Origin of the sequence: Streptomyces cellostaticus (genome assembly GCF_023630175.1) — a bacterium.
GTDB classification, from domain to species: Bacteria; Actinomycetota; Actinomycetes; order Streptomycetales; family Streptomycetaceae; genus Streptomyces; species Streptomyces cellostaticus_A.
The window spans coordinates 66,477-92,537 of sequence record NZ_JALLIN010000017.1 but is presented as its reverse complement, the minus strand read 5'-3'; the positions used below and the strand labels follow the sequence as shown (position 1 = coordinate 92,537).

General features: G+C 73.0%; 21 protein-coding genes. 5 read left to right on the top strand and 16 right to left on the bottom strand.

Features of this window, described 5'->3' with window-relative positions:
- Positions 1–45: 45 nt before the first annotated feature.
- Together MXD57_RS13425 and MXD57_RS13420 are read right to left on the bottom strand one after the other, a co-directional pair.
- The gene (locus MXD57_RS13425) at positions 46–4,932 is read right to left on the bottom strand and encodes a DNA repair ATPase (RefSeq protein WP_250401611.1); all 4,887 of its coding nucleotides are present in this window, start codon (positions 4,930–4,932) and stop codon (positions 46–48) included.
- An 83-nt stretch (positions 4,933–5,015) separates the two neighbouring features.
- Positions 5,016–7,049 (bottom strand): SPFH domain-containing protein, encoded by a 2,034-nt coding sequence (locus tag MXD57_RS13420; RefSeq protein ID WP_250401610.1) that lies wholly within the window; start codon positions 7,047–7,049, stop codon positions 5,016–5,018.
- A 273-nt stretch (positions 7,050–7,322) separates the two neighbouring features.
- On the opposite strand from MXD57_RS13420, the gene MXD57_RS13415 reads away from it, so the two are divergent.
- On the top strand, positions 7,323–8,381 hold the full coding sequence (locus tag MXD57_RS13415; RefSeq protein ID WP_250401609.1) for a PucR family transcriptional regulator: 1,059 nt from the start codon (positions 7,323–7,325) through the stop codon (positions 8,379–8,381).
- A 349-nt stretch (positions 8,382–8,730) separates the two neighbouring features.
- On the opposite strand, the gene MXD57_RS13410 is transcribed toward MXD57_RS13415, so the two are convergent.
- The 5 genes from MXD57_RS13410 to MXD57_RS13390 form a co-directional block, all read right to left on the bottom strand.
- Positions 8,731–10,029: an SLC13 family permease gene (locus tag MXD57_RS13410; protein WP_250401608.1), complete on the bottom strand. Its 1,299-nt coding sequence runs from the start codon at positions 10,027–10,029 to the stop codon at positions 8,731–8,733.
- Complete coding sequence (locus tag MXD57_RS13405; RefSeq protein WP_250401607.1) at positions 10,026–11,279, bottom strand: cation:proton antiporter; 1,254 nt, start codon at positions 11,277–11,279, stop codon at positions 10,026–10,028. Before MXD57_RS13405 ends, MXD57_RS13410 begins: the two co-directional genes overlap by 4 nt.
- 177 nt (positions 11,280–11,456) lie before the next feature.
- Positions 11,457–11,918: a CBS domain-containing protein gene (locus MXD57_RS13400; protein ID WP_250401606.1), complete on the bottom strand. Its 462-nt coding sequence runs from the start codon at positions 11,916–11,918 to the stop codon at positions 11,457–11,459.
- 624 nt (positions 11,919–12,542) lie between these two features.
- Positions 12,543–12,989 (bottom strand): hypothetical protein, encoded by a 447-nt coding sequence (locus MXD57_RS13395; protein WP_250401605.1) that lies wholly within the window; start codon positions 12,987–12,989, stop codon positions 12,543–12,545.
- Positions 12,990–13,329: 340 nt separating this feature from the next.
- A complete protein-coding gene (locus tag MXD57_RS13390) occupies positions 13,330–14,421 on the bottom strand; it encodes a PP2C family protein-serine/threonine phosphatase (protein WP_250401604.1) in 1,092 nt (363 codons plus the stop codon).
- Positions 14,422–14,590: 169 nt separating this feature from the next.
- Between MXD57_RS13390 and MXD57_RS13385 the strand changes: the two genes are divergently transcribed.
- Positions 14,591–15,097 carry a nitroreductase family deazaflavin-dependent oxidoreductase gene (locus tag MXD57_RS13385; RefSeq protein ID WP_250401603.1) on the top strand — a complete coding sequence of 169 codons (507 nt, stop codon included), beginning with the start codon at positions 14,591–14,593 and terminating at the stop codon, positions 15,095–15,097.
- Between the two features lie 134 nt (positions 15,098–15,231).
- On the opposite strand, the gene MXD57_RS13380 is transcribed toward MXD57_RS13385, so the two are convergent.
- The 6 genes from MXD57_RS13380 to MXD57_RS13355 all read right to left on the bottom strand — a co-directional run bounded on the left by MXD57_RS13380 (position 15,232) and on the right by MXD57_RS13355 (position 20,103).
- Positions 15,232–15,702 (bottom strand): ATP-binding protein, encoded by a 471-nt coding sequence (locus tag MXD57_RS13380; RefSeq protein ID WP_250401602.1) that lies wholly within the window; start codon positions 15,700–15,702, stop codon positions 15,232–15,234.
- Between the two features lie 374 nt (positions 15,703–16,076).
- The gene (locus MXD57_RS13375) at positions 16,077–16,610 is read right to left on the bottom strand and encodes a MarR family winged helix-turn-helix transcriptional regulator (RefSeq protein ID WP_250401601.1); all 534 of its coding nucleotides are present in this window, start codon (positions 16,608–16,610) and stop codon (positions 16,077–16,079) included.
- Between the two features lie 146 nt (positions 16,611–16,756).
- Positions 16,757–17,419, bottom strand: coding sequence for a class I SAM-dependent methyltransferase (locus MXD57_RS13370; protein ID WP_250401600.1), 663 nt, complete (start codon positions 17,417–17,419; stop codon positions 16,757–16,759).
- On the bottom strand, positions 17,416–17,916 hold the full coding sequence (locus MXD57_RS13365) for a hypothetical protein (RefSeq protein ID WP_250401640.1): 501 nt from the start codon (positions 17,914–17,916) through the stop codon (positions 17,416–17,418). Before MXD57_RS13365 ends, MXD57_RS13370 begins: the two co-directional genes overlap by 4 nt.
- A 2-nt stretch (positions 17,917–17,918) precedes the next feature.
- Complete coding sequence (locus MXD57_RS13360) at positions 17,919–19,190, bottom strand: molybdopterin-dependent oxidoreductase (RefSeq protein WP_250401599.1); 1,272 nt, start codon at positions 19,188–19,190, stop codon at positions 17,919–17,921.
- A 175-nt stretch (positions 19,191–19,365) separates the two neighbouring features.
- On the bottom strand, positions 19,366–20,103 hold the full coding sequence (locus MXD57_RS13355) for a flavodoxin family protein (RefSeq protein ID WP_250401598.1): 738 nt from the start codon (positions 20,101–20,103) through the stop codon (positions 19,366–19,368).
- A gap of 175 nt (positions 20,104–20,278) precedes the next feature.
- On the opposite strand from MXD57_RS13355, the gene MXD57_RS13350 reads away from it, so the two are divergent.
- The 3 genes from MXD57_RS13350 to MXD57_RS13340 all read left to right on the top strand — a co-directional run bounded on the left by MXD57_RS13350 (position 20,279) and on the right by MXD57_RS13340 (position 23,083).
- Positions 20,279–21,979, top strand: coding sequence for an acetolactate synthase large subunit (locus MXD57_RS13350; RefSeq protein WP_250401597.1), 1,701 nt, complete (start codon positions 20,279–20,281; stop codon positions 21,977–21,979).
- A gap of 187 nt (positions 21,980–22,166) precedes the next feature.
- Entirely contained in the window at positions 22,167–22,445 is a 279-nt protein-coding gene (locus MXD57_RS13345) for an SHOCT domain-containing protein (RefSeq protein ID WP_250401596.1), read from the top strand.
- Positions 22,442–23,083 (top strand): hypothetical protein, encoded by a 642-nt coding sequence (locus tag MXD57_RS13340; RefSeq protein WP_250401595.1) that lies wholly within the window; start codon positions 22,442–22,444, stop codon positions 23,081–23,083. The genes MXD57_RS13345 and MXD57_RS13340 overlap by 4 nt, the downstream gene beginning before the upstream one ends.
- A gap of 2 nt (positions 23,084–23,085) precedes the next feature.
- On the opposite strand, the gene MXD57_RS13335 is transcribed toward MXD57_RS13340, so the two are convergent.
- Genes MXD57_RS13335 through MXD57_RS13325 form a run of 3 tightly spaced genes read right to left on the bottom strand, consistent with a single transcriptional unit; the run spans position 23,086 to position 26,060 of the window.
- On the bottom strand, positions 23,086–24,240 hold the full coding sequence (locus MXD57_RS13335) for a vWA domain-containing protein (RefSeq protein ID WP_250401594.1): 1,155 nt from the start codon (positions 24,238–24,240) through the stop codon (positions 23,086–23,088).
- Positions 24,233–25,141, bottom strand: coding sequence for an AAA family ATPase (locus tag MXD57_RS13330; RefSeq protein WP_250401593.1), 909 nt, complete (start codon positions 25,139–25,141; stop codon positions 24,233–24,235). The genes MXD57_RS13335 and MXD57_RS13330 overlap by 8 nt, the downstream gene beginning before the upstream one ends.
- Positions 25,134–26,060 carry an XdhC family protein gene (locus MXD57_RS13325; protein ID WP_250401592.1) on the bottom strand — a complete coding sequence of 309 codons (927 nt, stop codon included), beginning with the start codon at positions 26,058–26,060 and terminating at the stop codon, positions 25,134–25,136. Before MXD57_RS13325 ends, MXD57_RS13330 begins: the two co-directional genes overlap by 8 nt.
- Between the last annotated feature and the right edge of the window lies 1 nt (position 26,061).

Sequence of the window (26,061 nt, the reverse complement as noted above, 5' to 3'; positions counted from 1 at the left end):
CATCCGCGGCGGCCGGTCCGACGGCCGTCCGCGCACCGGTGCCCGTCAGAGGTGCCGCTCGCCCTGCGACCGGACCGTGTGTGGGCCCGCCGGGCCGCTGATGAGGCGGCGGGGGTCCGCGGCGCGGGTGATGGCCGACTCCACGGCCTCGATGCGGTCCGCCAGGAGGCCGAGCGCCGCGATCGCGTGGGAGAGCGGGTCGTCCTCCGGCCCGCCGAGGGCCCGGGTGCGGATGAAGGAGGTCTTGACGTCGGTCCAGCGGTCGGCCTGCGCCGACGTGAGCGTGCCGCGCAGTTCGGCCAGTTTCAGCAGGTTGGCCTCGGCGTCGCGGGCGAGGGTCCGCGCTTCGGCCGTGTAGTGGTCGTCGATCAGCGCGGACAGTTCGGGTTCGTTCATGACCGGCTTGATGCGCTGGGCGATCTTGTTCATGTCGCGGTAGGAGCCCTGGAGCCGGAACGGCGGTTCCGTCCGCGTGCTGTCGGACTGGGCCGCCGAGCCGATGTAGGCACGGTTGACGGCGAGGACGGTGTCGCGGGCGGTCAGCAGGTGGCGCAGCACGGCCAGGATCTGTTCCAGTTCGGCGGGCGCGTAGGGATGGGTGAGCAGGTCCGCGCGGGCCGCCGGGTCGTCCCGCGCCCGGTCCTCCCGCGCGAGGTGGATCAGCCGCTCCAGATCGGCGCGGTCGCGGCCGGCGAGCGGGGCGAGGACGGGGTTCGCGGTGAGGGCGTTCTCCACGAAGCTCAGCGCGAACGCGTCCTGCCTGCCGGTCAGGACGTCGCCGAGGTTCCAGACGTCGGCCCGGTTGGCGAGCATGTCGGGGACACGGAATCGGGCGCCGGACTCGGTGTAGGGGTTGCCGGCCATGCACACCGCGAAACGCTTCCCGCGCAGGTCGTACGAGCGCGGTTCGCCGTCCCGGACGCCCTCGATGCGGCGGGTGGCGTCGCACAGCGGGATGAACTTCTGCAGCAGTTCGGGCGAGGTGTGCTGGATGTCGTCCAGGTACAGCAGCGTGTTGTTGCCCGCCTCCAGCGCGAAGTTGATCCGCTCGACCTCCCGGCGGGCCGTCAGGTTCGGGGCCGCGGCCGGATCGAGAGAGGTGACGGCGTGCCCGAGGGCGGGGCCGTCGACCTTCACCAGGATCAGGCCGAGGCGTTCCGCGACGTACTCCATGAGGGTCGTCTTGCCGTAACCGGGCGGTGAGACGAGCAGCAGCAGGCCGCCGGTGTCGGTGCGCCTGGACTCACCGGTGGTGCCGAGCTGCTTGGCGAGGCTGTCGCCGATCAGCGGGAGGTACACCTCGTCGACGAGTCTGCCGCGCACGAACCAGGACGTGGTCCGCGGCCGGTACTCGTCCAGGCGCAGCCGCTCGTGCTCGGCCGCCACCAGCTCCGTGCGGCGCCGCAGGTAGGCGCGGTGGCCGCGGACGTCATGGGTGCGGAACGCCTGGGTCCGGGCGAGGAACTCGTCGATGCGGAGCGGCAGGGACCGGTCGGTGATGCGGGGATGGACCCCGAGCAGCCCTTCGACCGTCCTCGTCAGCGGCGCGTCGGAGTCGTAGCGGTCGAGGTCGGGGCAGAGTTCGGCGGCCACCGCCTCGGCCAGGTCACCGGGGGTGGTGTCCGCACCGGTCGAGGCGGTGTACGACGACAGCCAGGCGTGGACGAGTTGTTCACGTGCGGCCGGGTCGCCGAGCGCGCCGAGGTCCTCCTGGTAGCCCGACGTGCCGACCGCGTGGTGGAACCTGCCGAGAAGGGTGCGGGTACGCGCGCTGATGACGAAGCCGCCGGGGCCGCTGGTCAGTTCCTCGAAGAGGTAGGCGGCGGCCGCCGGGGTGCCGATCGCCTCCGCCAGCTCCCGCCGAAGGTCGTCGACGGCGGGCGCCGGTCCGAACGTGTCCCGCGCGCGGGCCAGCGAGACCGCGCGCCGCCGCCACTCCTGCCGGGCCTCGGCGGTCGTGCGGTGGGCCCAGAACATCTGCGCGGCGGCACGCGCCGCGGGCTCGTGGCGAAGAGGGCCCGCCTGCGCGCAGAGCCGCAGGACGGCGGTGAGGATCAGGGCCGCGTCGTGGTCGTGGACACCGCGTTCGTACCCCTCGTCGTACGCCGCCTGCGCCGCCTGCCCCACGAGGGCCGGCAGGTCCGCCGCCTCCAGGGCCGCCGTGCCGTACTCGTCCAGCAGCCGGGCGGCGAGGTGTTCGGCCCGGTAGACCTCGGGCGACTCCGAGGGCAGCGGGCGGTCCCAGTACGGGCGGGTCGCGGCGAAGTCGGGGGCGGTGACCGGGGAGCGGTAGTCGGTACCGGTCAGGGCGAAGGCCAGTCCCTCGCCGTGCGGGACGAGCGTGAGGTCCGGTGGCTGGGTGTTGACCGCGAAGCGGTGGGCGCCGAGACGGAGGGTCCGGCCGTCGTCATCGTAGAGGTCGGTACGGTCCCGCACGGCCCGGAAGGCTTCCTGACGGGCGGACTCCAGACGGCCGTCGATCTCCTCCGCCCTGACGTGGTCCGCCAGTGCGCGCAGGTCGTCGGCGACCCGGCGGGCCTTGGCGACGACGGGGTCGGAGGTGAAGTAGGTGGTGACGGCGTCCGTGTCGGGGAGCGTGGCGGCCCGGCGGCCGACGGTCCGCAGGACCCGGGCGGCCGAGTCCGCCAGGCGTTCGGCACGCAGGGCACGGGCGTCGAGGAGGGACTGCTTTCGCGCGGAGAACGCCTCGTACAGGTGCTCGCGCTTGTCGGTGAGGTCGCCGAGGAAGTCGTCGAACTCCGCGAACCGCGACTCCAGATTCTCCAACTGCACGAGCAGGCGGGCGAGTTGTTCGTCGCACTCCTCGGGTCCTTCGGCGACGGCGAGGGCACCGGCGGCCGCCTGGCCCAGCAGGGCGAACTCGGCGGCGAACTCGGCGCGTCCCTCCCGGTCCAGGAGTGCGCGGCGACGGCCGTCGAGCAGGGCACGGGCCCGGTTCACCCCGCCGAGGACCTCGGCGATCCGCCCGAGGATGGACGTACGGGAGGTGGTGTCGGCGATGTCGAGGCCGGCGACCACGTCGGTGACCGTGCGCAGCCCGTCGGCGAGCTGGTCGAGGCGGGCGGCGACGGGCGCGGCCTCGGCGACGGTGGGCACCGCCTCGGCGTCGGCGGCGAGTTGCCCGACCTCGGCCCGGTGGGCGGCGAACGCGTCCTCGCGGGCGAGGTCGGTGACGGCCCGCCTGCCGAAGGCGGCGAGGGCGGCCTCGGCCTCGGCGGTCAGTTCGTCGATACGGGCGGTGTCGGTGTGGCGCACCTCCCTGAGGGCGAGCAGACGGCCCTGGGCGTGGCGGAGTTCGGTCAGCCCCGCGACCCAGTCGGCGGCGCTTCGAGGGGTCTCGCCGCGCAGCCGCCGCACGACGGCGGCCATCCGCGCGCCGGCTTCCGTGAGCGCGTCGGCCGCCTGCCGGGTGAGGGCCTGAACGGTTTCGAACTCGGCCAGGACCTGCTCGGCGGTGGCCCGCACCTGCGTGAGCGGCTCGTGCAGATCTCCGAGTCCGGGCTCGCCCAGCCAGTGGTGGGAGTCCGCGGCACGGACGCAGGCCGCCACCAGTGCCTCGTACACCTCGCTCGTCGGGGTGGTCCCGGTGACGGCGCGGGTGACGGAGAGACACGCGGAGATGCCGCGCACGAGGTCGGCGTTGCCGACGCGGGCCAGCGGCCCGGTGCCGGCGGGCCGGGCGGCGGCGTGGGTGTCGGAGACGAAGGCGGAGTTCCAGAGCTGGACGGGGTGGACGCGCTGCGGTTCGTCGCCGTCCGCACGCAGCACGACGAGCACGCCGTCGTCGAAGAGCGCCCAGCCGTGGCAGGACAGCGGGGTCGCGGCCTCCTTGCGGATCACGTTGTACGGCAGCAGCAGGCCGCGGCCGTCCTCGGGCGCGTGGAAGGCGAACAGCACGTCCTCGCCGTTGGGCGAGCGGATCACCCGCTCGAACGCCAGGCCGTCGGTGCCGGCGCCGTCGAAGCTCTTGTGAGCGCCCGTGGCCAGGCAGTATCCGCCGGGGAAGACGATGCCCTGGTCGTCGGGCAGCCGGCGACACGCCTGCCCGACGCCGTCCAGGCGGACGACCGTCCTGGTGAGGGTGCTGAACACCAGGTGGCGGTGTGCGTCCTCCTTGTAGGGGCGCACCCTGAGCAGGATCAGGGCGCCCACGCGTGCGTACATGATGTCCGCGTCGGCCAGGGACTGCAGGGGCTCGTCGACCGGCTCGGCGTGGACGCCCTCGCCGGTCTCCGTGTCGTTCTCGATCTTGACGGTGAGGGTGCCGCCGACGGTCCCGACGAAGACCTCGCCCTCGATGGCGACGTGCGGGTGACGGCCGAGGACGTGGTCCTCGCGCGACGTCGGCCGCCACTCGAAGTCGTGGGCGGGCGGGAGGACATGGTCCCGGTCCCCGCGCGCGTCCAGGAAGGAGACCCGCCCGTCGTCGGTCACGGCCCAGCGCAGGACGCGGATGTCGCCCGTCTTCTCGCCGGTCTGGAAGACGGCCAGCAGCCTGCCGTCGACGCGGCGGAGCCGCAGGAGGCGGGCCTGCCGGTAGTAGCGGTGCAGGGCGGCGAACTCGTCGACGAAGGCGGGGTCGTCTAGCAGCCCGGGTACGGCGTCCGGAGGCAGCGGGTTCAGGTCGCGGTCGTACAGCGCGAGGACATCGCCGACGGTCGTCCCGGGCCCCCGGCCGGGGACCACGTCGTGGCCGAGGAGCAGGCTGCCGCCGACGGCGACGAGGTCCCGGGGCACGCAGGTGTGTTCGGTGCGCAGTCGCCGGGTGCCGGCGAGTTCGAGCCGGGTGGAGCCGAACTCCTGCGCTCGGCGGAGGTTGAGTGCCTCGGCGCGGCGGGCCAGTTCGGCCGCCTGCGCGGTGAGGCGGTCGCGCAGCACCTCGTACGTACCCGTGTCCGGGCCGGTGGTCATGGGGTCCCTCTCAGGAAGTCGGGAGGAAGGAGCGCGGTCCGCGGCCGCCGTCCCCTGCGCGGCGGCCGCGGACCGCGGGTCCGTCAAGCCTTGGCGCTGCCGTTGAGCGTGGCCGGCGGGGCGTCGGCCGGAGCCGGCTCCGCCGCCCTGTCCAGCGGTTGCCCGAGCCGCCCGGCGTCGGTGGCGCCGCCGTTCATCAGCTTCATCAGCAGCGCGGAGACGGTCAGGTTCTGCATGTCCGCCGTGGAGACCGAGCCGAGGACGCGGCCGAGGTCGTCGGTGAAGTTCGACGAGCCGTCCAGCCAGGGCCCGGCGAGTGCCTGGGCCGTCTGCGAGTGCCGGACGAATCCGTCGACGCTCTCACCGAGCGCGATCGAGGAGACGAGGCGGTCGAGGAAGACCGACTCCCCGCCGACGATGTTGATGTCGGCGTTCTCCAGTCCGGTGGCGAGGACCGTGGCCTGCGCCTCGGCGACCTGCTTTCGCACGTCGAGTCCGGCGAGCCGGATGTCCTTCTCGGCCTGGAGCCGCAGCCGGTACTCCTCGTGGCCGCGGGACGCGTCGTCGAGCGCGGCCATCGCCGCCGCCTTCTCCGTCAGGCCGGCCGCCTCCGCCTTCAGCTTCTCGCCGATGCCCTCGGCGTCGGCGAGCGCCTTCGCCCGGGCGCCCTCCGCCTCGGCCCGCATCCGGGCCTCGGTCGCCTCGGCCTCCGCGCGGCCGGCCTTCTGGAGGACCTCGGCCTCCTTGTCGCGGACCTGGACGGCCGCCAGGCCCTCGGCGGCGGTTTCGGCCTGGATGCCCTCGGCGAGGCGGCTCCTGGCCTGGGCGTCGAGGTCGGCGCTCTTCAACCGGGCCTCGGCGAGCGTCAGTTCCTCGGCTGCGCGGTGCACGGCGGCCTGTTCGGCCGCCTCGGCCGCCTTGATGTCCTTGACCAGCTTCTCCTGCGCCTCGGCCTCCGCGGCGATGATCACGGCCTGGCGCTGCCGCTCGGCCTCCTCGACGGCGCGCAGCTTCTTGATGGCCTCCTCCTGCTCGGCGACGGTGCGGTCCACCGCCACCCGCTCGCGGATGACCTCGGCTATCTCCCGCTTCTCCCCCTCGACCTCCTTGGAGGCGGCGATCTGCGTCAACTGGGTCTCGCGCTCCCGGGCGATGACCTCGAGGAGGCGGTCCTTCTCTATGCGCTCGTTCTCCACGGCGATGACCCGCTCGCGGTTCTTCTGCGCGACGGCGACCTCGCGGGCCTGGTTCTCCCGCTGCACGCCGAGCTGCTCCTCGGTCCTCAGGAACGCGGACTGCGCCCGCAGCCGCTCCTCCTCCACCACCCGCGCCGTCTCGGCCTCCTCACGGGCCCGGACGGTCTCGATCTCCCGGCGCTGCTTGATCTCCGCGTCCGCCTGCCGGCGCTCCAGCTCCAGGATGGCCTCACGGGCGTCGACGTTCTGCCGGGTGATCTCCTTCTCCTCGGTGCGCTGCGCCTCGTTGGTACGCACGTGCTCCACGACCGTCAGCTCGGTGATCTTGCGGATGCCCTGTGCGTCGAGCACGTTGGCCGGGTCGAGCTGTGTGAGCGGCGTCTGCTCCAGGTAGTCGATCGCGGCGTCCTCAAGGTGGTAGCCGCTGAGGTCCACCCCGATCAACTCGATGATCTTGTAGCGGAGTTCCTCACGCTGGGTGTACAGGTCGGTGAAGTCCATCTGCTTGCCGACGGTCTTCAGGGCCTCGGAGAACTTCGCGTGGAACAGCTCCTGCAGCGTGCCCTGGTCGCTCGCCCGCTGGGTGCCGACGGCCTGCGCGACCTTGATGACGTCCTCCACCGTCTTGTTGACCTTGACGAAGAACGAGATGCGGATGTCCGCGCGGATGTTGTCCCGGCAGATCAGTCCTTCCTTGCCGGCCCGGGTGATCTCGATGGTCTTCACCGAGATGTCCATCACCTCGGCCTTGTGCAGCACCGGCAGCACGACCTGCCCGGTGAAGGTCACATCGACCTTGCGCATCTTGGAGACGATCAGCGCCTTCCCCTGCTCCACCTTCCGGAACAGCCGGGAGACGAAGAGCAGCGCGAGGGCGGCGAAAAGGAGGAAGGCGGCGGCGAGGACGCCGATGACAGACATGGCATACGTCCTTGGGGCGTAGGGCGGTGGAGAGAGACAGGCGCGCGTCGGGGAAGGGCCCACTGCTCGGGTACGGGTTCCGGGGCCGTACCCGCCGGTGCCCCGCACCTGCCGGTGTCCGGCATCGAAACGCTCCGCGGCGCTCCCCCTGCGTCATGATGGAGGACCGGTGTTCCCGCCCGCATTGCCGATGTCCGGCAGTGTTCACTAAGGTCTGCATGCCGGTGACCCGCCAGGAGGGCGTCGCCGGGGTGACAGGACCAGGGGGCCGGTGTGACGGATCGGGACGTACCCGAGCAGTATCTGGACGGCTACGCCCGTATCCTGACCGACGTCTCGGCAACGGGCCGTCGTCTCACCAGGGACGAGGTCGAGTCCCGGCGGGCCCTCGGCGAGCAGGCGGCCGAGGCCGGCTACGGGCTGCGGGCCCTCGTCAGCGCCCACCTCACCGCGTCGCGCGCCGTCCGGTCACTCAGCTCCGGCTCGGCCGACAGCACCCTGGCCGCCGTGCAGCAGGCGATAGACGCTTTCGCCGAGGGCTACGAGCACGCCCAGCGCCTCGCCGTGCGCCAGGAGGAGGCCGCGCGACGGGAGTTCATCGACGACCTGCTCTACGGTCGCAGCGATCTGGGCCGCCTGGCCGAACGCGCCGAGCGCTTCGGTCTGCGCCTCTCGCAGGCCCACGCGGTCGCCGTCGCCGAGGGCCCGGTGGCCTACGAGGAGGGCGCGCCGGTCGCACGGCAGGTGGAGCAGGCGCTGCTGGCCCGCTTCGGCAACCGCAACGTGCTGCTCACCACGAAGGACGGCCGGCTGCTGTGCGTCGCCCCCGGTCACGAGGACAAGATCCTCCCCTACTTCGCCAAGCAGGCCCACGCCGCCACGGACGGCGGCACGGTCGCGATCGGCCGCCCGCAACCGGGCCCCGGAGGAGTGGTCCAGTCCTACGAGGAGGCCCTGAACACTCTGGAACTGGCGGAGCGGCTGGGCCTGGACGACCCGGTGCTGCACTCCGCCGACCTGCTCGTCTACCCCGTCCTGACCCGCGACCGGCAGGCCATGGCCGACCTCGTTCTCGGCGCTCTCGGCCGGCTCACCACGGCACGCGGCGGCGCCGAGCCGCTCCTGGACACGCTCACCGCCTACTTCGACTCCGGCTGCGTGGCGGCCGAGGCCGCGCGCCGGCTGTCCCTCAGTGTGCGCGCCATGACCTATCGCCTGGAACGCATCCACAAACTCACCGGCGCCAACCCCGCCGACCCCGCCCACCGCTACATGCTGCAGACAGCGGTCATCGGCGCCCGGCTGCTCGACTGGCCGGCCAAGGACATCTGAGCCGCGCGCCCCGGGGCCTTCGGGCGCCCCGGGTGACACTCATTTCCCGGCAGCGGGTGGCGCGTCCACGCCGTTCACCACAGGTCGGTCCGCTGCGGTCCCGGCTCGCACGAGGCCCGGGGACCGGCGGATCAGGTGTTCTCGCGCAGGCCCGTGCACCGGCCGTTCCCGGCGTCGCGCGGGCACACCGGGCCCGCCTCGCGGGTGCCGGGTGCGGCTGGACTCGCCCACGGGCCGGCCGGCCGGGGCGCGCGGCGGCTCCCCGTCCGACCGCCCGGCCGGTCCGGCCACGGTCCGGCGCCGCTCACGGGCCGGCCGGCGTCCAGGACGGCGGCCGGCCCGTGAGCGGTCAGGAGAGGGCGAAGTAGCGCAGCCACACGTAGACCAGCGAGATCGCCACGGTCGTGGCTGTCACGATCAGCCCGTACTTGGTGAACTCCCAGAAGGAGATGGGCCGGCGGTTGCGCTCGGCGATGCCGAGGACCACCACGTTGGCGGAGGCCCCGATCGCGGTGGCGTTGCCGCCCAGGTCGGCGCCGAGCGCGAGGGCCCACCACATGACGTGGTCGCCCGCGCCGCCCATGTCGTGGACGAGGTCGGCGGTGATGGGCGCCATGGTGGCGACGTACGGGATGTTGTCGACGACGCCCGACAGGACCGCCGAACCACCGAGCAGGGTGAGTGAGCCGGCCAGTTCGTTCCCGCCGATCAGGCCGGCCAGTTGGTGGGACACCTGGCCGACGACACCGGTGTCGATGAGCCCGCCGATCATGACGAACAGGCCCGCGAAGAAGGCGAGGGTGGGCCACTCGACCTCGGCGAGCACCTCATGGGTCTCGACCGCGGAAGCGGCGACGAGCAGTCCGGCCCCGAGCAGGGCGACGACGCTGGGCGCGTAGTGGAACACCGGGTGGAGCACGAAGCCGGCGACGACCAGGGCCAGGACGATGAGGCCCTGGACCAGCAGGCGGGAGTCCTTGATGGCTTCGCGCTCCTCCAGCGCCATGATCTCGGCGGCGCGGTCCTCGTCGTAGACGAACGACTTGCGGAACATCACCCGGCACAGGACCAGCAGGACCACCACCAGCACGGCGGCGATCGGGGCGAGGTGGACCACGAAGTCGTTGAAGGTGAGCCCGGCGCGGCTGGCGATGATGATGTTCGGCGGGTCGCCGACCAGGGTCGCGGTGCCGCCGATGTTCGAGGCCATCACCTCCGCGATGAGGAACGGCGAGGACGGCAGCGCCAGCCGCTCGCACACCAGCAGGGTGACCGGGACGACCAGCAGGACGGTCGTGACGTTGTCGAGCAGGGCCGAGGCCACCGCCGTGATGACGACGAGCATGGCCATGACCCGGAACGGTTTGGCCCGCGCCCGCTTGACCGCCCAGATCGCCAGGTACTCGAACATACCGGTCTTCTTCAGTACGCCGACGATCATCATCATGCCCATCAGCAGGAAGATGACGTTCCAGTCGATGCCGGACTCTTCCGAGTAGAAGGCCGAGATGTCGTCGGTGGCGCCGATCGCGAGCATCAGGCCCGCACCGCCCAGGGCCACGGCGACGCGGTGGATCTTCTCGCTGATGATCAGCGCGTAGGCGCCGACGAAGACGACGATCGCCGCCCAGCTGTGCCAGTCGTTCACAGTCCTCCGATTCCTTCTGCTGTCGGTGCGGTCTTCATGGGCGGGACTTCGGCGTCGTCGTCCCCGGCCGGGACGCCCGCCAGGTCCTCGACGTCGAAGGCACGGGCGATCGGGACGTCCGTGGAGCTGTGGGCGATGATCGAGAAGGCGATGCACACCGCGATCAGGGTGAACGCCTCCTGTGCCTGGGGGATGCCGGACTGCAGCACCAGCAGCCCGTACACGACCGAGGCGAAGCCCTTCGGGCCGAACCAGGCCGCCACCAGCTTCTCCCGCCGCGAGATGCGGGTGCCCAGCAGTGACAACAGCAACGAGGCCGGGCGGAACAGGACGATGGCGAGGAGCACCACCGCGTACCCGCCGAGCGACAGTCCGACGAACAACTGCGGGGTCAGCAGCGCGCCGAAGACCAGCAGCGCCGCGAACTTCGCCAGCTCCGCCAGCGCCTCGCCCAGCGGCTCGAAGGACACCTTCGCCTCCGGCGACACGTGCGCGAGCACCGCACCCGCGGAGAAGGCCGCCAGGTACGGGTTGGCGTGTGTGAGGTGGCACACCGCGTAGAGGATGACCCCGGTGGCCAGCGGCAGCAAAGGCTGGAGCTTGGGCTCCGCCCCCAGCAGCCGGAAACGCACCAGCCCGTTGACGAGGAGCGGCAGGGCGACACCGAGGAGCAGGCCGAGCAGCAGCTCGACCGCGATGGTGCCCGGCGCGGCGTCGACGGTACCGCCGGTCGGCCCGGAGGCGGCGATGAGCACCAGGACCACCGGCAGGGCCAGGCCGTCGTTGATGCCGCTCTCCACGTTGAGCAGTTGCCGGAGCTTGGCCGGGACCGCGACGCGGCCCACGATCGCCGACGCGAACACCGGGTCCGTGGGCGCGAGCACCGCTCCGACCAGGAAGGCCGTCGTCCAGTCCAGGCCGGCCAGCCAGTGCGCGGCCAGCCCCGTGAAGAGGAACGCCAGGGGCATGCCCAGGCCCAGGGCGCGTGCCGGGTTCTTCCAGTGCGCGCGCAGCTTGGGCAGGGAGACGTGCATGCCGTCGGTGAACAGCACCGAGAAGAGGGCCAGGTCGGCCGTCACCGACACGAGTCCGCTGTCCGGCGTGATGTGGACGAGGCCCAGGAAGCCGTCACCGACGAGAGCGCCGCCGGCGAGGAAGAGCAGCGAGGTGGAGAGCACCGTCCGGGCCGCGAGGCCCGACAGCAGCACCGCCACCAGCAGCGCGACACCGAACACCGCTATGAGAACCATGGCCGACGCCCCGATCGGAAGAGAGAACTGTCCCCTGCTCGCCGACCAGGCTTCCCGGCACACCAGAGGGAACCTTACCTTTCCTTGAAGCGTCTTTGACAGGTTGGTTGCCCGCAGCCGGCCGCGGTGGCCATTGCCGTGTCCCGGCAACGTTCCGCGCCACCGGGTCCGCCCGCCTCAGGAACCGGCGCTCAGGAGCCGCTCGAGCAGATGGGACGCGGTGACGACGCCCAGCAGGCGTTTCCCGGTCCTGCCCTCCTCGACGACCGCCACCAGCGGACTGCGGACCTGGGCCATCAGCGCCGCGACCTCCAGCGCGGTCGCGTCGGGCTCGGCGAGCGGGGGCGCGGGAAAGGTCTTGGACAGGCAGTCACGGACCGTACGGCCCTGGAGTGCCTGACACAGCCGGTCGGCGTGGCGTTCGTCGACCACCGCGGCCAGCGTCGGGTCCTCGATCACGTACGACGGCACGAGGATCTTGATCATCTGCGAGGCGGGGAGGATCGCCTTCGGCACCCCGTCCTCGTCGACGACCAGGAGTGCCGGCAGCCGGTGCTCGGCCATCAGCCGCGCCGCCGTCACGGCGTCGGTGTCGACGCTCACGGTCTCGTACTCCACTGCCAGGTCGCGTGCCCGCACGATCGGCTCCCCTTCCGTTGGAACTGCCCGCCGTCAAGGTGAGGCAGCCGGCCGCGCGGCCGGTCGGCGGGGAGCCCCGCCCAGCGGACGCTGCCGAGGCAGCCTCACCATGACGCATTCTGTCCACCCTTGCCCTCGTCCTCATAGGGACACGGCGCCGGCGACGAAGAGATAGTGCCCGGAAAGTCACTCCTCAACGGGTGGTCCGCAGCCGCCGGACGGCACGGCCGGCGGAGTCGACGCCGAGCGGCCGCCCTCGGCGGGTGCCGCGACGGCGATCCGGGAGCCGACACGGTGAACCCCCGGGCCACGGCGGCCCCGGGATCGGCCCGCACCCCGCCTCGTCGTGGCAGAGCCGGCTGCCGGCCACCACCGAGTCCGTGCAGGGAGCGGGACCGTTCGCGGTCGGACCCGCCCGGCCGGACGGCGCGACCGAGGTGATGATCTTCATCGTGGAGCCGGGTGACGGCGATGCCCGGAGCCGCGCACGGCCTCGGCGCGCGGGATCCGCCGCCCGGCACGGCCGCGGGGGTGGGTGCCGGCACCCCGGGCGCGCGCGGGTGCGGGCGCGCCCCCGGCCGGGTGCGGACTGCCCCGCCCCGTCGGTGCGCCCGTCGCGAGCGGCTACCAGGGCGAGTGGTCGACGCTGCCGAGTACCGGCGGCGCGCCGTCGAACGGACGGGATTCCGCGGACGACACCACCGTGTCGACGGGCACTCCGTCCGGCAGCACGACCCCCGACCGCCGCGGGGTGTCCTCGCCTCGCTCGTCCGCGCGGGCGCCCTGCGCCGGAGGCAGACGGGAGAGGGCCGCCACGGCGAGGACCACCGCGGCGATCGCGCACAGGACGCGTCCGGCCTGGCGGTACCGGGCGCGACGGTCCAGATGCCGCCAGGCGGAACGGCGCCGGGGCTCCTCCGCCTGCCACAACTCGCCGACCGCGCCGACCGCGTCGACCGGGGCGCGGCGGGCCCTGGCCAACCGTTCGTACGCGGACAGCTCCCTGGGAGCGGAAGCCCGTATCGCTTGTTCGGTGTCGTCCAGGAATCGGCGCCATACGGCGTCCGGCACGGGTATGGCATCGTCGCCTTCCCCTGACCTGTGCCCCTGGCCCGGCACTTCGGCGGCCACTGTGTCTCCCCTGTGTGACGAGCGTATGCGTCCTGCCCTCGGCTGGCGGGGCCCCGCCGCCGGTCGCTCATGCCCCTGCCCGCGATTCCTGTGCCGATCACTCCTGCGCGCCGGACGGCCAACCGGCGGCGTGACCCCCTGCAATCTTTGCATGAGACAAACAATTACGCATCCACCGGGCCGGTGTCCGCCGGCCGATGACGCGCACCTCCGCCTGGCACCGGGACGACCGAGCGGGGGCACGCCCGGGCCTGCGCACGTGCGAGGCGGCCGATCGGCCTCACGCGGGGGCGCGCTCCTTCGCCCCACCGTGACTGTGGTACCGCAGCAGAAGCATGGCGGCATCGTCGTGAAGGGGTCCGGTGACGTGACGCACCAGGTCCTCGCGCAGCCGTTGCAGGGCACCGTGCGCCGCGGGCGCCTGCAGCAGGTCCGCCCCGCGCTCGCCCAGCGGATAGAAGGAGCCCCTCGCGTCCCGCGCCTCGGTGACGCCGTCCGTGTACAGCAACAACTGCTCGCCGGGACCGAACGGCACCCGGTAGGGCTCCGGCGCGTCGCCGTCGTGGGCGCCCAGGCCCAGGGGCAGCGCGTAGGCCGGGGGTTCCGGGAAGTCGGAGGTTCCGTCCCGCCGCACCACCATGGGAGCGGGATGGCCGTAGTTCAGGAACGTGACCTCGTGGCCCTCGCCGATCTCGGCGAGGACGGCGGTGACGAACTTCTCTCCGTCCACCTCACGGCCGACGCATCTCTCGAGACGCTCCCCGAGCCCGACGAGGTCGGCCTCGTCGTGGGCCGCCTCCCGGAAGGCGCCGAGCACCACGGCGGCGGTCTCCACCGCGGCCAGCCCCTTGCCCTGCACATCGCCCACGATCACCCGGATCCCGTGCGGAGAGGCGACCACTTCGTACAGATCGCCGCCGATGCGCGCCTCCGCGACCGCCGATGTGTAGGACACCGCCACCTGCAAGGGGCCGGCGGTCCGCGGCACGGGCCGCAGCAGCACCCGCTGCGCCACCTCGGCGATCGACCGCACACTGGCCAGCTCCGCCTCCCTGCGCGAGCGCATCACCGCGGCCGCGATGCCCACCCCGGTGACCCCGCCGACCGACGCCATCGCGGTGAACCCCCGCCGTTCCTCGAAGAGTCCGTCGTACATCCCCAGGACGACGCACAGCAGCAGCGCCACGGATCCGATCAGCACCGTCCGCCGCCACCCGCCGACCAGGCCGGCGAACGCGGGGCCCAGGGAGACCAGCGGCAGGAATCCCACTCCCGGACCGGCCACCACGTCCACCGCGGCGACGACGATCATCACCGCCACCGGCATCCAGGTCAGCAGGGCGGAACCCGACGTCGGCTTGTCCCCGGTCATGCGTCCTCCAGCGATGTCACAGTTCACGGGAGCCGCCCGGATGCCCTGAGACGCGCCCACCCCTCTGTTTTAGACTATGCAAATATGCCCGCGAGCAAGTGGCTCTCCCCCAAGCCCTCCGGCGGAACCGAGGGCGAGGGCCGGCACGTCCGACCGCAGGAAGGCGAACATGTCCGACCGGCAGACCACCCCGACCCGCCGCCACCCGCCCCGCGGCTGGCAGCGCTTCGCCGCGCGGCTACCCATCGTGCTGTTCCGGTGCGGGCTGGGATGGGTCTTCGGCAAGCGACTGCTGCTGCTCCACCACACCGGCCGGGTCAGTGGCCTCGACCGCCGAGTGGTCCTCGAGGTGGTGGAGTACGCGCCGGCCGACGGCAGTCTGATCGTGGCCTCCGGGTTCGGTTCCGGGTCCGCCTGGTACCAGAACCTGCGGGCCCGGCCGGAGACGGTGATCCAGCTCGGCAATCGCCACTTCGCCGTCACCGCCCACTTCCTCACGCAGGACGAGGGTGCCGACGTCATGGCGCGCTACGGGCCGCGGCATCCCCGGGTCGCACGCCGCCTGTGCGCGTTCCTCGGTCTACCCGCGGACGGCACCGAGGCCGGGTTCCGGGAAGCCGGCCGAGCCATTCCCTTCGTCCGCCTGGAGGCTGGCCGCGGCTCCCCTCTGCCGTGACCCCTCCGCCGTGACCGGGCCGCCGTGACCCCTCCGCCGCGAACCACCCGACATCGCGGCGGCCGGGCGCGGCACTCCCACCGGGGCCGCCCGGACCTCCGTCATGGCCGGAGCCCGGCGCCCGTACCGGCTCGTCAAGGGCGCCGACCGGCCGCGGCCTCTCCGGGACCGCCCGTGAGCGGCACGGTCGCCACGGTGCGTTTGCCGACCGGCTCCGGATACACGGCGAAGCTCTCGCTCAGCGCCGTGACGATCTCCAGACCGTGCTGCCCGGCCCGGCCCGGCTCAGGAGCCATGATCACCGGCAGGTCGAGCGCACTGTCCCAGACGGTGATCCGCACGCTTGCCTCCAGCAGCTCGATGTCGAGCAGGCACGGCCCCGGCGCGTACTTGAAGGCGTTCGTCACGAGTTCGCTCACCACGAGCTGCACCGTGCCGGAAGCGCGCTCCGACACCGGCAGGCCATGGGCGGACCACACCTGGCCGAGGAAGGAGCGCGCCAGCTCGCGCGCTCGCGCGATGTCGGGGGTGCTGCCCTCGTAGGCGGCGGAGACCCTGAACGGCGCGCCGGCCGGCCGGTCGTGTCCTGCGGTGTCCCCGCCCATTCGATCCGCTCGCTCCCAGCGCCCACAGACTCCGCAGCGCCGACGGCACCAGCCGTCCAGCAGCCCCTCCGCCGGTCGGTGCGCCTCTCCCGCCGACGGCCCCCGTGGCTCGCCGCCGGACGGAGACACGCCGACACCCTTTGCATAGTGCAAGCGTAGTGTTTCGAGGTGGCTGCCACACGCGCATCGGCCGATCGCGCCGCGGCCGGACACCCGACCGGCACGGCACCCGGCCGCGCCGGACCCGCATGCCAGGGGCGGACCCGCCGGCCGTGCGCGTCACCGGGCGCGTGACCCGACCAGCACGTTTAGCCTATGCAATCGGCGGCTCGACACGAACGTGATTCGCATCACAGGCGACGGCCGCGTCGCGGTCAGCCGCCACGCCCCGCCGGCAGGTCGAGCGCCCAGCCGAGCGGGTGCGTATCCACGCCTCCGGCCGAGGCCGGAGGCTCTCCGCCTGCCTCGTTGAAGGCGTCGAGCGCCTCGACGAGCGCCAGCCGCTGCGTCGGCCGGAGCCGTTGCACGATGGCGGCGATCTCGGCCCGGCGCCGGGCGGTCGCCGTCTCGACCGTGCGCCGCCCCTCCTCGGTGAGCCGCAGCATGGTCTCCCGGCGGTTGGCCGGGTTGTGCTGCCGGTCCGCGAGCCCGGCCGCGATCAGCCGGTCCACCATGCGCATGGCCGTCGACGGCGCGACGTGCAGCAGCTCCGCCAGGTCGACCAGTTTGGTGGCGCCGCGGCTCGCCAGCACGACCAGCATCCTGAACTGCGGCAGGGTGACCCGCTCCTCGACCTCGGCGAGCGAGCGTGCGGAGACCGCCACCAGCAACCGGGAAGCGGTCAGCACCGCTCGCGTGACCACGTCCACGTCATCCACGTCCCCGACCGGGGTTTCCGACTCCGCCATACATCCTTTCTACCGCGCCGGGCCGCCCTTCCCGACCACGGCCGGCGACCGACGCGGCCGAGGAGCCCGGCGCGGGGGCGGAGGAGCCGCTGCGCAGGAGCGCAGATGCGCGCCGTGCCGACGCGCCCGGGCGGATCCCGGTCGCGTCAGTGTCCCTGCCGGGTGAGGGTGGCGAAGCACCGGCGCCCGCTCGTCCACTGCTCGGTCATGCGCAGGGCGAGGTCCTCGGCCGCGGTGCGGAGCGCCCGGCTTCCCAGCCGCGCCCAGGGGAAGAGCGGTCCGCTGTGGCCGTGGGGGTCCTCCAGACGGGCGGTGCAGAGCTCTTCGACGTCCTGGGGGTCGACTTCGACGACGAGGCGACCGGAGGGGGCCAGGAGGCCGCGGCAGCGGCGCAGCAGGCCGCGCGGATCCCCTCCGATGCCGATGTTGCCGTCGATGAGCAGAACCGTCTGCCAGCCTCTCTCGGCCGGCAGCCGGTCGAAGACCGATCTGCGGATCGCGAGCCCGCCCAGCGCGGTGGTCAGGGCCACCGCGCGCGGCGCGACGTCGACCCCGAGGGCGAAGACTCCCCGGCTCAGGAGGGCTCTGCACAGCCGGCCCGGCCCGCAGCCGACGTCGAGGACGGGGCCGACGCAGCGTTCGAGGACGGTGGTGTCGGCCGCCGTGGGCCGCTCGTGCCAGCGGTGCACCGGCATCGGGATCCGGCGTCCGTCGATCAGCCGCAGGAAGACCGGGCCCCGGTCGGGCCTGAGGGCCATCGCGTAGGGGTCCTCGTCGGGGCTGTGCAGCTCGTCCTCGCCGGTCGTCACGGTGTCCCGCCACGCCCTGGGCCGGACGCGTTCCCGGCGGGGACGGCCCGCCGGGAACGGCGGAGCCGGAGCGCGAGGGCCACCGCGGACACGGCGAAGAGCGTGCCGGTGATCGCCAGCCATCGGCCGAGGTAGACGCTGTACGAGAGCCCGGTGGCACCGGGGTACGGGGTCGCCAGGCGCAGGACCAGGGGAAACCAGACCAGTAGCAGCAGACCCGACAGGAAGGCGGGGACGCGCAGGTGGTTGATCCACGGCACCGCCGGTCGGTCGGCGGCACGATGCCGCAGGACGTCCACGGCGGACAGGTCGGCCAGCGAGTACAGGGGCAGCAGCAACAGGTCGTGGAGGACGGCCGCTCCGACGAACCAGATCGCCACCCGCACCGGCTGCACGGCGAACAGCCGGACCATGGCGTAACCGGTGAGGGCGAACGAGGCGATCAGGACCAGGAGGTGCAGCGGGCCGGAGCCGTACCAGCGGACGAATCGTGCCATGGTCACGCCCTGAAGGTGAGCCGGTGCACCCACTTGGTGTTGTTCACGCCGGGGTTGGCCGGGACGATGACGCGGGCCGGATAGCCGTGGTCGAGGGACAGGTCGGCGCCGTTGACGCGGAGGGCGAGCAGGGACCGTGGATCACGGATCTGGTTGCCGCGCAGCACCACCCTGGTGAAGGGGCCGGGAGGCTGGATCGACTGGACCAGCACGCTGCCGGCGTCGGGCAGCCCGGCGAGCGCGGCGAGGTCCGCCAGTCGCGGACCGCTCCAGTGCTGATCATCTGTGGACCACCCCTCCACGCAGGCGATCGGCAGTGCGGCGGCGTGCTGCGGCATCGCCAGGAGCTGCTCGCGGGTGAAGATCCGCGGGGCCCCGCGTCCCCGCACCTCCAGTCGCCAGTCCGGCCCGGTCAGCGCGGTGGTGACGCCGACGGCCGCCGCCGTCTTGTTGATCTGGAAACTGTTGGGGCCGGACCCCGGATCGCGGTTGTGCGGTGCGAGCAGCGCGGTCGCGCGCAGCCGGCCGCCGATGCTCTGCCCGGCGGTCACGACCAGGAGGAGCAGCGACCCCGCACCCACCATGCCCAGCGCGCCGCGGCGGGTCATGGTCGGTGCGGCGGGGGCGGCGGCCACCAGGCCGTCCTGATCGGGGGGTTCGGGCAGGGTGCGGGAGAGGCCGGTACGCAGTTCGGCGGTCATGCTGCGCGAGCGCAGGGCACGGGTCATCCGGCCGAGCTTGAGACAGACGTGGACCACGAAGGCGGCGATGAACACCCAGGCGCCGTAGAAGTGCAGGCGGTAGAAGGAGCCCGGGAACACGTAGTAGAGCTGGATGTTGAGGATGCCGGTGACGAATTCGAAGATGACGCCGCCGACGAGCAGGAGCAGGGACAGCCGCTCCAGGCCGTGGGCGACGGAGCGCACCGGCGGCCAGGCGAACAGCTTCGGGATCACCGACCACAACTTGGCCAGCAGGACCGGCACCAGCACGACGCCGAGCGTCACGTGCACGCCCTGGAGCAGCCGGTAGAGCCAGTACGGGTGCGTGGGCCAGCCGAAGAGGTAGAAGCCCAGCACGCCCTTGTCGGGTGTCTGGTCGTTGAGGGGGCTCAGCCCGGGGTTGTAGGAGGCGTAGGACAGCAGTCCCGTGACGAACATCAGCGGAATGCCGATCAGCAGCACCAGGCCGAACACCGAGGTCAGCCAGGGTCCGCGGATCGGACTGCGCCAGAAACCGGGGCGGAACGGCCCCGGGGGCGGGTCTGAGTGCACGATGCGCCGCTTCGCCGTTCGGGCGCGAGCCGCGGCCTTCGACGCAGCGGCCGCCCCCGCGGCCCGTGCGCGCGTCAGCCGGTCGCGCGCCCGCCGGCCCGCCGGTGATCGTCGGCGGCCCGCGCCGGGTGGCTGCGAACCCGGGGACCGGCCGCGACTTGCCTCCGGCATCCCGCTACCGGTGCTCGGGGTTCTCGAAGTCGCGGCGGCACCCGGCGTCCCAGGCGGTGCGCTGGTTGCCGTAGGCGGGAATGCCCCCGAGGTCCTTCAGCGCCCGCGCCAGGTGCAGCAGGTTCCAGGTCATGAAGGTGGTGTTGCGGTTGGTGAAGTCGTTCTCCGGGCCGCCCGATCCGGGGTCGAGGTACGAGGGGCCGGGCCCGGCCTCGCCGATCCACCCGGCGTCCGCCTGGGGCGGGATGGTGTAGCCGAGGTGCTGGAGGCTGTAGAGGACGTTCATCGCGCAGTGCTTCACGCCGTCCTCGTTGCCCGTGATCAGGCAGCCGCCGACGCGGCCATAGTAGGCGTACTGTCCCGCGTCGTTGAGCAGGCTGGAGCAGGAGTACAGGCGCTCGATCACCTGTTTCATGACGGAGCTGTTGTCACCCAGCCAGATCGGGCCGGCCAGGACGAGGATGTCGGCCGCCAGCACCTGCCGGTACAGATCCGGCCAGGCGTCCGTCTCCCAGCCGTGCTCCCTCATGTCGGGCCACACACCGGTGGCCAGGTCGTGGTCCACGGCACGTACGACGTCGACGCGTACGCCCTGCGCGTCCATGACGGCGGTGCTGCGGTCGATCAGCCCCTGGGTGTTGCTCGTCTCCGGCGAACGCTTCAGGGTGCAGTTGATCACCAGGGCCCGCAGGTCGTCGTACCGCGCCGGTGGCGCGCCGGTGTCGGGCGAAGGTGCGGTCACGGGGGTCCTCCCAGCTCTCGTCGCCGGGCTGTGCCCGGCCGCAGGTCCACTTCGCCCAGAATGCGGGCCGCCTCCGGGAGCCGCCACAACAGCGCCTCCGAATGGCTCCGGCGCTCCGCACCCGGTCGGCGGCGGACGAGTGGCCGGGGCGGGCGGGCCTGCGTACGTTCCCCCCATGGGTAACGAGGAACCGGCCGGGTCACCGAACACGGCAGCGCAGACGGACGTCGCCCACCTGCTGGTCCGCTGTCTGCGGGCCGAGGGGGTGGAGTACGTCTTCGGGATTCCCGGTGAGGAGAACATCCGCTTCGTGGACGCCCTGCGGGGCTCCGGGATCCGCTACGTCCTGGTGCGCCACGAACAGGCCGCCTCCTTCATGGCCGAGATCTACGGAAGGCTGACCGGCCGGGCCGGGGTGTGCTCGGCCACCCTGGGCCCCGGCGCGATCAACCTGCTGCTCGGCACCGCCGACGCCCTGACCAACAGCTCGCCCCTGGTGGCCCTGGCCGCCCAGGGCTCCCTGCGCCGCACCCACAAGGAATCCCACCAGGTCATCGACCTGGTGTCGATGTTCGCCCCCGTCACCCAGTGGGCGTCCCGTATCGAGTGCCCGGACGCGGTGCCGGAGATGGTGCGCAAGGCCTTCAAGACCGCGCAGAGCGAACGCCCGGGCGCCGTGTTCCTGGCGGTGCCGGAGGACATCGAGGCGGAGCGGCCGTCCGGGCCGGTCGAACCCCTGCAGATCGACGCGGTCCACGCCGACGCCCCGTCGCTCACGCAGATCGCACGGGCGGTCCGGGTGCTCACCGACGCGCGCCGCCCGGTGGTGCTGGCCGGCCACGGCGCCGCCAGGGCCGGGGCCTCGGCCGCACTGGTGCGGTTCGCCGAGCGGCTGGACATCCCGGTCGCGACCACCTTCCACGGCAAGGGCGTCTTCCCGGACGACCACCCGAACGCCCTCGGCGCCGTCGGCTTCATGCGTCACGACTACGGCAACTTCGGCTTCGACAGCGCCGACGTCCTGATCTGCGTCGGCTACGAGATCCAGGAGTTCGACCCGGCCAAGATCAACCCGGACGGCGACAAACGCATCCTGCACGTGCACCGCTTCCCGGCCGAGGTGGACGCGCACTACCCGGTCACGGTCGGCATCCACGGTGATCCCTCGGAGGCGCTGGACACACTCGCGGCGGCGCTGCCCGACGGGCTCGGCTTCGAATCGGGAAGCAGCGCCAGCAGCGCCAGGATCCGCGCGCTGCTCGACGCGGAACTCGAGTACGGGCGCGGCAACGACGCGTTCCCCCTGGTCCCGCAGCGTGTGGTGGCCGATGTCCGCGCCGCGCTGGACCGCCAGGACATCGTGCTCGCCGACACCGGCGCCGGGAAGATGTGGATGTCCCGCCTCTATCCGACCTACGAGCCCGACACCTGCCTGGTCTCCAACGGCCTGTCCACGATGGGCTTCGCGCTGCCGGGCGCCATCGCCGCGAAGCTGGCCCGGCCGGAGCGGCGTGTCCTGGCGGTGATGGGCGACGGCTCCTTCCTCATGAACTCCCAGGAACTGGAGACCGCCGTCCGCGAGGGCGTCCCGCTGGTCGTGCTCGTCCTCGTGGACGAGGAGTACGGCCTGATCACCTGGAAGATGGAACTCGAACTCGGCCGCCACAGCCACACCCGGTTCACCAATCCGGACCTGGTCGCCTACGCGGAGAGCTTCGGGGCCCGCGGCCACCGGGTCGAGGCCGCGGGCCAACTGCTGCCCGCACTGCGCAGCGCCCTCGACCACGAGGGCGTCTCCGTGATCGCCTGCCCCGTCGACTACTCCGAGAACCTGCGCCTGACCGACCGGCTCGGAGCCCTCAGCGGCCCGTTCTGACACGCCGGTGCCGGGAGCGGACGGCACCCGGCGCGACCCGCCCCGCCGACGCCGGCCCCGACGCCGGGGACGGCGGCCGGAACCGAGTCCGAACGGCCCGTCGCCCGGGGCGAAGGGCCCTGGTGCCCGGACCGGTCCGGACGGAGCATGAGGAGGTGAGAAGCCTCCGAGAGGGTGAGTCCCGGTGATGTACTGGAACGGTGGCGGCTGGGCCTGGATGACGTTCATGCCGCTGTTGTGGATCGTGTTGATCGGGCTGGTGGTCTGGGCCGTGTTCCGCCTGACGCGGCACCAGGGCGACGGCCGCGGCGGCGGCGGTACGGCTCAGGGGTGGACGCCCGGCGGGCCGCCGCGGGAGACGCCGGAGGAGATCCTCGACCGGCGCTTCGCCGCCGGTGAGATCGACGCGGGCGCGTATCGCGACGCACGCGAGCACCTCGCGTCCTACCGGCCGGGTCCGAAGTGAACCGGCGGCGCGGCCGCCTGCTGCCGCTGACCGTCCTGGTCGGTGCCCTGGCCGCGTTGATCGCGTCCGTCGTCTGGCTGACGGGCAGCGGCTTCGACAGGCCCGGCCTCACGGCCCCGCCGGGCGCCGCCGCCCGCGACGGCCCGGTACGCGACCTGGCCGACGCGGACCGGGCCGCCCGGCACTTCGCCGACCGGTGGCACCTCCATGTGGGCGAGGTCATGCGCTTCACCAGGAACTACTACGCGCAGCTCCTCGACGGCCACGGCAAGCACGCCACCGAGGTCCTCGTCGAGCCGGGCTCGGGCGCCGTGCACCTGGAGTACGGCCCGGCCATGGTGTGGAACACCGCGTACGGCATGGTGCCCGGCAACGGCATGACACGCGGCCGCGCCCCGGGCGACGCCCGGGACATCGGCCCGGACCAGGCCGTGCGGATCGCCGACCAGTGGCTGCGCGACCACCGCCCCGGGCTGCGTGCCGCCGAGCCCGACGCCTTCCCCGGCTACTACACCCTGCACACTCTGCGCGACGGCCACATCACCGGCATGCTCTCGGTCAACGCGACCAGCGGCGAGGTGTGGTACCACACCTGGCACGGCCGCTTCCTCCGGATGAGCCCCGCACCAAACCGGTGACCTCACCATCGGCGGTGGCGCGGTGCGGACAGCGCGGCGGCGAAGTCGTCCAGTGCCGCGAGGTCATGGCCGCTGACGACCGTGTCGCAGTAGGGCAGCGCGGCGGCCATGCCGGCCACCAGCGGACGGTAACGCGGGCTTGCCGAGCGTGGGTTGACCCACACGACGCGGTGGGCGACACGGGACAGCCGCGCCATGTGGGTGGCGAGGTCGGCGGGCCGGCCGGTGTCCCAGCCGTCGGAGACGATGGCGACCACGGCGCCGTGCGCCATGCCGCGCCGGCCGAACCGCTCGTTGAACTCGGCCAGGCACTCCCCTATCCGGGTGCCGCCGGACCAGTCGGGGGCCGCGCGTCCGGCCCGCGCCAGGGCGTCGTACGGCCCGGACCGCCGCAGGACGGGGGTGAGACGGGTGAGGCGGGTGGCGAAGGTGAAGACCTCGGCGTGGGTGGCACGGGCGGCGCAGAAGAGCAGTTGCAGCATCGCACGGGCGTAGGGCTCCATCGAGCCGGAGATGTCGCAGAGCACGACGAGGTCGCGGGGCCGGGTGCGGGGCACGAAGCGGCGCAGCCGCAGCGGCTGTCCGCCGGTGCGGCGACTGCCGGAGAGGGTGCGGCGGACGTCGACGCGCGTGCCGTGGCGTGCGCTGCGGTGCCGGCGGGACGGCCGGGCCGGGGTGCGCAGCACCATGGTGCGCATCACCTCGGAGAGCCGCGCCAGTTCCTCGGCGGACAGGTCGGCGAAGTCACGGTTCGCGAGCCGGTCGAGTGGACTGGCGGCGACGGGGACGGCGGCCTCGCGCGGCCGTGCTCCGGGGTCCCGGCCCGGTCCGTCCGCGGAGGGCCTCCGGATGCCGGGCACGCGTGCGGGGACGGCGTCCGGGAGTGGCCGGGCCGGGTCGCCGGCCTGCCCGCGCCGTGCCCCGTGGTCGGCCGGGCCGCCGCCGAACACCGCCCGGAAGACCGCGTCGAACGGCTCGATCTGCTCTCGGGACGACACCAGCGTGGCGAGCGCGCAGTACCGCAGCTCGCGCGTCGTCGTCGGCGCCAGCAGGGTGAGGGCCCGCGCGAAGCCGCGGCCGCGGTCGGGGCCCACGTCGATCCCCGCGTCGCGCAGGGCGGCGGTGAACGAGGCGACCAGTTCCGGCAGGTCAGGCATCGGTGCCCGGCTCCGCGTCGACCAGCTCCGCCAGTCCGGCCCGGCGCACGGCCTGGAGGTCCTCCGGGTACTTGAGCACCGCTCCCAGGGTGCGGTCGGCCGTGTCGGTGTCGAGCACGGTGAGTCCCAGCGCCCGCAGCGCGGCCGCCCAGTCGATCGCCTCGGCGACGCCGGGCGGCTTGGTGAGCTCCTGCCGGGCACGCAGCCGTGCCACCCCGCGTGCCACGCGCGCGGCCAGCCACTCGGCCGACTCCGGCACCCGTTCGCGGATGATCGCGGCGACTCGCGCGGTGTCCGGGTGGTCGATCCAGTGGTAGAGGCAGCGGCGTTTGAGCGCGTCGTGCAGGTCCCGGGTGCGGTTGGAGGTCAGTACGGTGACCGGTGGCACCACGGCCGTGCGGGTGCCGAGTTCGGGGACGGTGACCGCGGCGTCGGCGAGCAGTTCCAGCAGGAACGCCTCGAACTCGTCGTCGGCGCGGTCCACTTCGTCGATGAGCAGCACCGCCGGCCGGGGTCCCGGGTGGCGGATCGCGGCGAGCAGGGGCCGGGGCAGCAGGTAGTCCTCGGTGAACAGGTCGGAGTCCCGCAGGGACTCGCCGCGCGACTCGGCCAGCCGGATCGCCAGGAGCTGCCGCGGGTAGTTCCACTCGTAGAGGGCCTCTGCGGAGGACAGTCCCTCGTAGCACTGCAGCCGGATGAGCGGGGTGTCGAGCACGGCGGCGAGGGCGCGGGCCGCCTCGGTCTTGCCGACGCCCGGCTCGCCCTCCAGCAGGATCGGCTGCCGCATGCGCACGGCCAGCAGCAGCGCCGTGACCAGGGCGTCGTCGGCCAGGTATCCGACCGCCTCGAGACGTGCGCGCAGGGCGGGGACGTCGGGTGGGAGGGGATCGCGGTCAGGCATGCGCGTAACGGGAGGGGTCGTCGGCGAAGGCGTGCCGGCAGCCCGGCCCGCAGAAGTACACCCGGTGGCCCGCCCGCTCCAGCCAGAGGGTGTCGTTCGTGATCGCCACGGTCATGCCGCACACGGGGTCCACCTCCTCGGGCACGGGCCGCGGCCCGGTGGAGCCCGCTCCGGGGAGATCGGCTCGTGCCGCCTGCGGCCGCAGGGCGATGATCTCGGCGTACACCGACAGCGCCGTCTCCGCCGGGGTCCGCGAGCCGATGTCCAGGCCCGCCGGGGTGTGGACGCGCGCGCGTCGCTCCTCGTCGAGGTCCAGCGCGGCGAGCACCGCGGCACCACGCTTCGCGCTGGCCACCAGCCCGATGTAGGGGACCCCGGCGCGTGCGGCCTCCGTCAGCACGGTCTCCTCGTCGCGGCCGTGCGTGGCGATGACGACGACGCGCAGATCCGGCGGCAGCGGCTCCCCGGGCGAGGCCGGCCGGGCGTCCAGGCCGAGCACACGGCCGACGTCGAGCAGGGCACGGGCGATGGGGGCGTGTCCGTAGACGTACACCAGCGCCGGGGGGAGGTTGGCCTCCAGGAAGATGTCGAGCGTCCCGCCCGACAGGCAGGGGTTGGCCACCGTGACCAGCCCATCGGCCGGCTCCTCGGCGCCGGTGGTCCCGCTGTCGCCGGCGGGTGTGATCCGCAGCAGCAGTGACTCGCCGGTCCGCAGCACCCGCAGGCCCTGCGACTGCACGGTCGTCTCCGCGCAGCTTCCGCCCACGAAACCCTCGACGGTGCCGTCGGGCAGCACCAGCGCGCTGTCCCCGGGCCTGGCACTGGTGGGCCGTTCCACGTGGACGACGGTGGCCAGGACGAACGGGGTCCGGCCGTGCCGCAGCACGTCCGCCCGGGTCAGCAGTTCGGGGTTCGTCATC

Coding starts and splice junctions, on each gene's coding strand:
- MXD57_RS13350 (WP_250401597.1), top strand. CDS start 20,279: ATGGGTAACGAGGAACCGGCCGGGTCACCGAACACGGCAGCGCAGACG.
- MXD57_RS13420 (WP_250401610.1), bottom strand. CDS start 7,049: ATGTCTGTCATCGGCGTCCTCGCCGCCGCCTTCCTCCTTTTCGCCGCC.
- MXD57_RS13325 (WP_250401592.1), bottom strand. CDS start 26,060: ATGACGAACCCCGAACTGCTGACCCGGGCGGACGTGCTGCGGCACGGC.
- MXD57_RS13375 (WP_250401601.1), bottom strand. CDS start 16,610: ATGGCGGAGTCGGAAACCCCGGTCGGGGACGTGGATGACGTGGACGTG.
- MXD57_RS13425 (WP_250401611.1), bottom strand. CDS start 4,932: ATGACCACCGGCCCGGACACGGGTACGTACGAGGTGCTGCGCGACCGC.
- MXD57_RS13345 (WP_250401596.1), top strand. CDS start 22,167: ATGTACTGGAACGGTGGCGGCTGGGCCTGGATGACGTTCATGCCGCTG.
- MXD57_RS13365 (WP_250401640.1), bottom strand. CDS start 17,916: ATGGCACGATTCGTCCGCTGGTACGGCTCCGGCCCGCTGCACCTCCTG.
- MXD57_RS13335 (WP_250401594.1), bottom strand. CDS start 24,240: ATGCCTGACCTGCCGGAACTGGTCGCCTCGTTCACCGCCGCCCTGCGC.
- MXD57_RS13385 (WP_250401603.1), top strand. CDS start 14,591: ATGTCCGACCGGCAGACCACCCCGACCCGCCGCCACCCGCCCCGCGGC.
- MXD57_RS13330 (WP_250401593.1), bottom strand. CDS start 25,141: ATGCCTGACCGCGATCCCCTCCCACCCGACGTCCCCGCCCTGCGCGCA.
- MXD57_RS13380 (WP_250401602.1), bottom strand. CDS start 15,702: ATGGGCGGGGACACCGCAGGACACGACCGGCCGGCCGGCGCGCCGTTC.
- MXD57_RS13405 (WP_250401607.1), bottom strand. CDS start 11,279: ATGGTTCTCATAGCGGTGTTCGGTGTCGCGCTGCTGGTGGCGGTGCTG.
- MXD57_RS13390 (WP_250401604.1), bottom strand. CDS start 14,421: ATGACCGGGGACAAGCCGACGTCGGGTTCCGCCCTGCTGACCTGGATG.